This window comes from Yoonia sp. 208BN28-4 (assembly GCF_037543925.1).
Lineage (GTDB): Bacteria > Pseudomonadota > Alphaproteobacteria > Rhodobacterales > Rhodobacteraceae > Yoonia.
In genome coordinates, this window is record NZ_JBBIFY010000001.1 from 1,054,044 (window position 1) to 1,061,847 (window position 7,804).

Below are 7,804 nucleotides of genomic sequence, written 5' to 3' on the forward strand. Positions count from 1 at the left end.
CTGCCTCAATCTTGCTGCAAACACACTTATGGTTTGAATTCTTGACGTCACAATAGGTTGAATTGGAAATAAAATGCTCAACGAGCCCGCGACGGTATTTGAAGGTAGTCGTCAATTTGCGAATGAATTTGTGCGAAGTCTCCCGAACGGAACTTTTTATACTTATTTGCTCCTGACCCCGGAAAGGGAAGCATTTTACGTAGGTAAAGGAACAGGCATCCGCCTTCTTCAACATGAGACCGAAGCCATCCGTCAAACAGCGATCCACAAAAGCAACCCATTTAAATGCAACAAAATTCGAAAGATCGTGAATTCAGGGCAAAGTATCACTTATCAAGTCGACAGATTATTTGGGGGTGATGAGGCGGCCTGTCTGCGACGAGAAGAAGAGCTCATTTCGTTTTATAAGAGAAGATGTGATGGTGGAGTTTTGACGAACCTGGCGGCTGGGCTAGGCAGCATGTCATCGCGTGATCCGCTAACGACAGGTCGCCACGCAGCAACGCTTGCTGGTGTTGTTCCAGGCAGTCCTGAACGGACTATATTAAACCTATTTCTTCAATCATTGGGTCGCGTTTCGAGTGTTCCGATTAAGCCACTCAGCGAGTATCGCAAGCGACTTGTAGGGGCGTACCCAAGTCCAAAAGCTTTGAAGAACCCAACTCTGAGGAATGCATTAACGATCGTAGCAAGTGTGTTGGCGTCGGGTCGTAAAATTAAGCCTGGAGTAGTTGTCCCACGTAAATTTGCGATTACTCCGGAACTAGAAAATTGGCCGTTAAAGATACCGCCGCCAGACTTGGTTGAAGGCGTCATTGAAAACGGCGCAGCTAGTGATATCTTGAAGCTTGGTCTTGTAACACTCGTTGCTGCTGATCTGCCTGAAAATGAAGCATTTCAAATGGATGCTTTGCAAGTCCAAAAGGTGACAAGCCTGGTGGGGCGTACAGTTCTAGATGATTGGGATCTCTTATAGTGCAAGCTATCATTGGTTCTGAAAACACTGACGACAGACATGAGCCTTTGACCAGTTTTGTTGAGACGTACTGCTTCAACTAGTTAGTTAGTTGTGCTGCTGCGAACCATGACATCATCTCGCCTGCTGAATCCATCCTAACACTGCATAAGCGGATAGTTTGTCAGAAATTCGTAACTTAATTTCGTTTGAACCAGTCGTTTCAGCGGCTTGGAATATTCGAAGTACCTCATCATGTTCGACATTGAGGTCAGCGATCGCAGGACGGCGAAAGTACCAAAGAACCCATGACTGGTTTAGGACGGCTGAAAAATACCATCTGTCGTCTACCTCGAAACGTAGCTCTCTGGAAATATAACCGTGACCAGTCGCGCGTGCCGTCATGCCTTGAGGCAACTTGGCGTCGGCCAGGGTTCTATAGACCCCCTCAATCGCAGGACCGCATCCAGCTCTTAGCTGGGTCTCAAATTCATCTGGATTAATCAACACTCTTGCTGGCCTTGTTTGTTCGATTTTTTCCCGAGCATCTCAGCCATTCTTGTCGCATGCAAGCTTTTGAGAGTTACGGATTATGCTATTTGGCTAAAGTGGGGTTTGAAACATGAAAAATGGCCAGTTCTTTGCACCCAAATCGAAATCTAAAGTACCAAGGATCCGCGCCGAACCTACGGAAATCCCAACGACCCGTTTGGCTGGAGTTTTTAGTCTTTGAAGCTGAGCCATGCTGCGACAATATCCGATCATGATGCTAGCATGCCAACTTGGACAAAGGCAGCCAGCCGTCCTATTTGGCGCTGTAGAAGTTGGTTGCTTTAACGGCTTTAAGTACACGGATGGCATTCGAAACCGAGAGTTTGTCACCCATACGTCACCCAGATCCATTTTGTTTTAGGCTCGACCTTGCTTCAACCGATTGGCAAGACTCGGTAAAAGCAAGATCAGCTTGGGTACGACAGACCGCTATCTAGTCCGCGTGTCATGGGGTGCCATTTTGGACGCAAGTCACTGCTAAGCAAAGAATAAGGCCTGTCTGACAGTAATCCTCGTGTCATCAGCCATCCGGCTCCAAAAACCACTTGCGGAAGCGCACTTCGTCTCATTTTGATGGTTTTGACTGCATTTTGCATTGAGGCGCTGAGAGGCACCGCAGGGCGTGATCCTCAATTTTACGCGTCACGTGTGCAAACAGGGACATTGTGACGTCCTGGCGGCGATCTCAACGTGTCTGGCGGTGTGCCCCGCGTCATTTGGTGTCGTTAGGATGCGCGTACAGCCTTTTCGAGTGGTAGGCGCAGCGTGGCGCGCTCTTCGTCGTTGAGCGATGCAAAATCGAAAGGCGATGCCTTGTTGTTCTGTTTGACTTCGATCGTCTGGCCTTCTTTCCAACCTGCTCGGGTCTTTAGCCAGAAGATGGTCGCGGGTGTCGAGCCCTGTTCAATCAATCGATACAACCGGCGCACCACCTTTGAATTGGCCATCTCCAGGCCGGTCTCAAGTTCGACCTTATAACGTTTGCGCAGTGTGTTCATCCCGATGCCCATCGCTCGGGCGATTGTTCGTTTTGGGGTGCCACCTGCCACGAGGACCTCGACGAGATGCCGTTGGTCCTCGGTAGGTTCATGTGTTGTCATGGCCATATCCTGCGTGTCCCTATATATATGAGTCTAGGTGCTTCCTGCACACGATAGGGCCAAATCAGTGAATTCTAAACCGTCGGCCTGAATTAGTGCCATCGTGCGAAGAACGTCAAATTGCATGAGGGGGATTAGTGACGATGTTGGCAATCTTAAAATGAAGTTCGCCATCATCGTCAGGTTTTTCCCTTATACAATAATGGCGATCTTCAATTGTTTATTTAGTCGCGGGCAATGACCAGAACCGGTGCGCGCCAACCTTCTTTGGCTTTATACCGATTTCTTCTTTTGCGCGTTCAAGCGTCTTCTTTGCGATACCAAAGCTATCCGCCCGATCAGCAATCTGCTTTGACGGTACCTTCCCGTTTGCAAGCTCACTGCACAGAAATTTAATCGCGTGATCTAGTTCGCTTGGTTCTTTGCGCGCTCCACCGTGTAAGTCATCAATCGAAATATCAACCTCACCGCGCCAGACGACTTTTGGCCTGAGTGGCGGCTCTTGGGCCAGCAGTTCATATGACTGAGACGCACCGCGCTTTGACAAGTTGTGCTTGAAGTGCGCAATCACACGGATGTCATCCCGTTCAGGGTGGACAGCAACACGAAGTGCAGATCGCACAAAAGCAATGAAATCGACAGATCCGCCGCCCTGATGCATTGCTTTGTCGTGTTTGCCTTTTGTCAGGTGCCGGATGACGAGAAGACCGCATTTGGCGATCTCAGCGATGTCAGACAGCGCACGCAAGACCGGCCGGATTTCGTTGGCGCGAAAGAAATCCACATTTGAGCCAACGTAACCGACAAGTGGGTCAATAATGATGAGATCAGGTTTCCAGTCAACGACATAGGCAGCTAACATGTTGAGCCCATTTTCATCGAACACTGAATCTCCTACGTGAACTTTGATGCGGTGAACCTTGCCTCCCATGTCTTCGATACGCGGACGCATAGTGTACGCAGGATCGTCTTCTTGACTGAAGTACAGAACACGGCCTTTCTTGAGGGACGCGCCTCCTGGAAGGCTACCCCCTTTCGAGATTTCTGCGGCTATATGCATCGCAAGATATGACTTTCCGACGTCTGGATCGCCCTCTATGATTGTCATCATTCCTCGCGGAATTAACGGTTCCCAAAGCCACTCGACCTCCTTACGTTCAAATTCGCTCAGCTTTTGAAATTGATCATCCATTTTTGGACTCCCAGCTTGCAATGCAGCGCGAAATTTCCCGTTCGACAGCTTCTTGGTTAGTCCCATGCTTCGATTGAAAATACGGGTTAGCGACAAGCACAGTGGCAATTTCTGTTCGAGTCGCTCCCACAGAATGAAGGCCCGCAATAATACAGTAGATCGTTCCACTTCTATCTTGAGTCTTGTAAACGCGCCGGTGCATCATGAAGCGCGCAGCAGACGTGCCAATATCTGACTTATAGAGGACGGTTCTGTACTTGTTCCAAATTGACTTTATCTGAGCATAATCGACGGATGACGGTAGGCGAATATGTACGCGATCTGAGGTGCTCTTTGGCGGTAACAAGTCTAACTTTAGTTCTTTGCCTGAGTACTTAAGCTCCCAATTGTCCCGGATGATCCGTACGCGGGGTCGACGGTGCGTCGGCTTGAGATTTATGGAGCCTGGCACCCTCAGTAGCTTATTTGGAGCATGTCCATTCTTGTCGGCACCGAAAGCATAGGCCATTCGTTTTGAGTTATTTTGTGCAAGATCAGCGTCGATAGCAGTCTTCATAGTCCAGAGACCTTGGAAGCGCCCTGGTGAGGTTTCCCAAAGTATGTTTGGTCTCGGATTGAACTCGTCTGGTTCTGCGTCATCAATATCCGCGTGCAAATAGGGAGTTGCTAGAACGTTCTCTTTTGCTAAGCTTGCCGTCCGAGTTGCGTTTGGGCAAAAGTAAATATCATGATTTAGTTGCGACACATCATTAATATGTGAACGTAATTCGACCTTTAAATTTCGAATCCTTATAAAGCGATGGCGTAATCTATTTGCATCTCGATCATAAGTAGCGATGCAAACGAAAGCATCAGGTCTGCGTCCATGTACCTTCCAGCACGTTTGTAGAAAGTTCTTCATTTCTTGACGCGAGTGTATCGGCAAGGCGGGATTGTTCAGGCCATGTGGCATGTTATTTCCTTTATAATTTTGTAAGTTGATCTGTGGCTTGTTGTGAAAGGTGTTAGCCGATCACCGTTGTCCGGGCGTCTAAACGTTGTCGAAGCCAGTCAGTAATTTCATTTCGGTCCCATGCCACGCGCTTAGGGCTAAGTCGGACGCGCACAGGAAATTGCCCGTCCTTTTCCATGTTTCGAATGTGCTCTTTCGAGTAACAAATGCCGATTTCTGCAAGCTGTTCATAGGCCAATAGAATAGGTCCCGTATCGGCACAGTCCGCTGGGGGATCGCCGGTACTGGTGGTGAGTTCTATCAGCTTCTTTTCCATTATTTGTCTCCATTGGTGACCAGGCATTGTTGCCTTCACCGAGACATGATGGGAATTTAGATTCGTTTAAAGCTTATGGCTTGTTGGCTATGTGCCGCTTTGGTTTGTGACCGACAAGTAGTCTTTTAAGGCGATCCGGAGCAAGTCGTCTATGCCCTTTCGGTTGAGGCCATGCTCATTGGTAATGTGATGATAAGCATGGGTAACAAACTCTGGTAAGTCACCAACCCAACGCTTGTCTTCACCGTCGTAAGTCCCTCTGGTCGGGGCTACGTGTGGACAATTTTCGAGAGTGAATTTCACAAGATCGAAGACGATCTCGTAACGCATCTCACCCGTGATCGGCGCGCCTTCGGCAATCTGTGAGTTCAGGTCCATCCAAAGCTGATCCACATATTCATGTAAACTGGCCAATTGCGATTTTAGCTTTTTCATTTTTTTATCAGAAATCTGTTTAGGATTAACATACAATGCGCCCCAATTCGAAAGGTACGGACGTTTGTCATCTTCAAGCGCAGTAAGTAGTTTCTGACCTGGTTTCAGCAAATTTCGATCTAACCATCTTGCGCGTTGGGACGGTGTTGCCTGAATCCCTGAGTTTGGGAAGTCACCGGTTGAACTCGAGATTCTTTCTTGCCATGTACCGATCAACTCGTCGTATGCTACTGCAATACCAACAAACATTGAATCTTCTATGCCGCTTTGGATGATGTCGAGAATTTCGTTTCGCGACAAAGGCTTTCGATCTGATTTGCCCATAGTTCAAGTGCCTCGCGTTTCTCTTCCTCATAAGAGTAACGGTTATAAACCGCAGCGACACCAGAAATAATCCCCGTTTTGTGGTTGAGAACTTTTTCGATGACATGTGGCGATACCTTGATACGGGCCATGCCTGAGGCGGCGGTGCGGCGGAGATCGTGCAATCGCCAGTCACTTGCACCAACGGCCACGTCAATGCGTTCCTTAGCGCGCCCAAAGCCCGAAACGGGCGACTTGCCGGTTGTCGTGAACACGTATTCGGAACCCGCGAAATGGGGCAGGGACGTTAGAATGCTTTGTACGGGTGTCGACAACGGCACATTATGCGACTGCCCGTTTTTGGCGCGTTCAGCGGGGATGTTCCAAGTGTTGGTTTCAAAATTGATTTCGGCCCATTTCATCTCAGAGACTTCGGCGCGTCGTTGGCCAGTCAGCAGTAACATTTGTTGGATTGTGCCGAAGGGGTAGCCTTGTGCTGTCGACGCTTGCATAAAACGTGTGATCTCAGGGTCAGTCAGTATGCGGTCACGTGGTCTTGGCTTCGTCGGTGGGCTCATGCCTGAAATCGGATTTACTTCAATCATCCCGCGATCAACGGACCAATTGAGCAATTTCTTCAAAACAGCCATTGCATGATTGGCGCGACCTGGTGCGCCATCGGCGATCATTTGATCAAGCACACGCACGGCATCGGTCCGTTTGATCTCGTTCAAGCGCTTTTTGAACAACGGCTTCCATTTTTGTTTCAACAGCCGTTCTTGATCTTTCCAGCCACGATTGCGCGGTTTTGCGTATAGCGTGATGAACAACGGGACGACTTCCCCGAGCGTTTGAACTTCAACTTGGTCGGCAAGATCAAGCTGTGCATCATGGATCACAATTTTTGCTTGTTCCCGGGCATCTGACAACGCGAGAGCGGGGAAGGTCCCAATAGTCACGCGCTTGATGCTGCCGTTGCTTCGAGTTGAGCAGAACCACGTCTTGCGACCAGATGTTGAAATGCGAATGCCAAAGCCGGTGAGCGTTTGATCGTACACCTCAAGTCGTTTGGGACCTGGTGTAGTGACGGTTTCAACGTAGCGGGATGTGAGTTTCTTTTTCATACGAGATATATATCCTATCCATCACCCATTCTCACGGGTAAACTCTTGATATTATATCTTAAAATAAAATATTTGTCTGTTCTTCTAACTTGGCGTGTCGTGGGCGTTGTTGGCTGTTTGTGGGTTTTGCGTCTAAAGGTCCACCTGTGGAGCAGAACGTTTAAGCGACAAATCTTAGCGGCCATTTCAGCGATTCGACAGTTTGAGACCAACTTCGAAACGTAAATTTGGTAGAAAGCCTTCTGGGAATTAAGGACATCTGACGAAGATACTTGCCCGGACTTTTTGGCCTTTGGTACGACGCCGGACAAAGTGCATGACCTGAAGGCACCTCAAGTCGTTGGACTGAAGTAAGCTTCAACGCTTATCGCCAGCGTTCTGCGTCGTATCGTGTCGCCGAACAGTTATTGGGTTGGGCGATCATGAGTACAAAATCATACCACGCCTCCAATGTATTGGACTTTCTCGTGATACAAACCGAGTATACCGTCGGACGGTCGGTGCCGTAGATTGGCATCGGTTTACGAATCTGAGAGTGTGTGGAAGCTACGAAGTCGTTACTCTTGAAATATTTCGAAACACAATGAATTTAGGTAAAGCACATGCGAATAGTTGGCACCGACGGCGACGATTTTATCAGCGGTTCTGAACAAGACGACACCTTAGTCGGTCTTGGCGGAAACGACGAATTCTACGGTGGTGCCGGTCGCGATACTTATATCTTTGGTCCTGACTTTGGAGTAGATACCATCTTCGGCTCCGGTGGAGGCGGTGATGAAATCTTGTTCGAGGCAGGAATTGCTGCGTCAGACGTTCAGTTTGATCGCGTGTCCAGCTTTTATGACCTGACGATAATTGTGGGCGAAAACCGGATC

At 48.7% G+C, this 7,804-nt stretch carries 7 protein-coding genes and 1 pseudogene; 2 read left to right on the plus strand and 6 right to left on the minus strand.

Annotated features, from left to right (window positions below; all coding sequences use genetic code 11):
• The first annotated feature begins 73 nt into the window (after positions 1–73).
• Positions 74–976: a GIY-YIG nuclease family protein gene (locus V8J84_RS05240; protein ID WP_339928691.1), complete on the plus strand. Its 903-nt coding sequence runs from the start codon at positions 74–76 to the stop codon at positions 974–976.
• A gap of 1,256 nt (positions 977–2,232) precedes the next feature.
• On the opposite strand, the gene V8J84_RS05245 is transcribed toward V8J84_RS05240, so the two are convergent.
• The 6 genes from V8J84_RS05245 to V8J84_RS05270 all read right to left on the minus strand — a co-directional run bounded on the left by V8J84_RS05245 (position 2,233) and on the right by V8J84_RS05270 (position 6,929).
• A complete protein-coding gene (locus V8J84_RS05245; protein WP_339928693.1) occupies positions 2,233–2,613 on the minus strand; it encodes a hypothetical protein in 381 nt (126 codons plus the stop codon).
• 214 nt (positions 2,614–2,827) lie between these two features.
• Positions 2,828–3,799, minus strand: a complete 972-nt coding sequence (locus tag V8J84_RS05250; protein WP_339928695.1) for an AAA family ATPase — start codon at positions 3,797–3,799, stop codon at positions 2,828–2,830.
• Positions 3,792–4,751, minus strand: coding sequence for a DNA-primase RepB domain-containing protein (locus V8J84_RS05255; RefSeq protein ID WP_339928697.1), 960 nt, complete (start codon positions 4,749–4,751; stop codon positions 3,792–3,794). Before V8J84_RS05255 ends, V8J84_RS05250 begins: the two co-directional genes overlap by 8 nt.
• Before the next feature lie 52 nt (positions 4,752–4,803).
• Positions 4,804–5,067: a helix-turn-helix transcriptional regulator gene (locus V8J84_RS05260; RefSeq protein ID WP_339928699.1), complete on the minus strand. Its 264-nt coding sequence runs from the start codon at positions 5,065–5,067 to the stop codon at positions 4,804–4,806.
• 87 nt (positions 5,068–5,154) lie between these two features.
• Positions 5,155–5,826, minus strand: a complete 672-nt coding sequence (locus tag V8J84_RS05265; protein WP_339928701.1) for a hypothetical protein — start codon at positions 5,824–5,826, stop codon at positions 5,155–5,157.
• Positions 5,760–6,929 (minus strand): tyrosine-type recombinase/integrase, encoded by a 1,170-nt coding sequence (locus V8J84_RS05270; protein WP_339928703.1) that lies wholly within the window; start codon positions 6,927–6,929, stop codon positions 5,760–5,762. The genes V8J84_RS05265 and V8J84_RS05270 overlap by 67 nt, the downstream gene beginning before the upstream one ends.
• Positions 6,930–7,531: 602 nt before the next feature.
• On the opposite strand from V8J84_RS05270, the pseudogene V8J84_RS05275 reads away from it, so the two are divergent.
• A pseudogene (locus V8J84_RS05275) lies at positions 7,532–7,804 on the plus strand (hypothetical protein); the annotation flags it as partial.

Coding starts and splice junctions, on each gene's coding strand:
- V8J84_RS05270 (WP_339928703.1), bottom strand. CDS start 6,929: ATGAAAAAGAAACTCACATCCCGCTACGTTGAAACCGTCACTACACCA.
- V8J84_RS05240 (WP_339928691.1), top strand. CDS start 74: ATGCTCAACGAGCCCGCGACGGTATTTGAAGGTAGTCGTCAATTTGCG.
- V8J84_RS05260 (WP_339928699.1), bottom strand. CDS start 5,067: ATGGAAAAGAAGCTGATAGAACTCACCACCAGTACCGGCGATCCCCCA.
- V8J84_RS05255 (WP_339928697.1), bottom strand. CDS start 4,751: ATGCCACATGGCCTGAACAATCCCGCCTTGCCGATACACTCGCGTCAA.
- V8J84_RS05250 (WP_339928695.1), bottom strand. CDS start 3,799: ATGGATGATCAATTTCAAAAGCTGAGCGAATTTGAACGTAAGGAGGTC.
- V8J84_RS05245 (WP_339928693.1), bottom strand. CDS start 2,613: ATGGCCATGACAACACATGAACCTACCGAGGACCAACGGCATCTCGTC.
- V8J84_RS05265 (WP_339928701.1), bottom strand. CDS start 5,826: ATGGGCAAATCAGATCGAAAGCCTTTGTCGCGAAACGAAATTCTCGAC.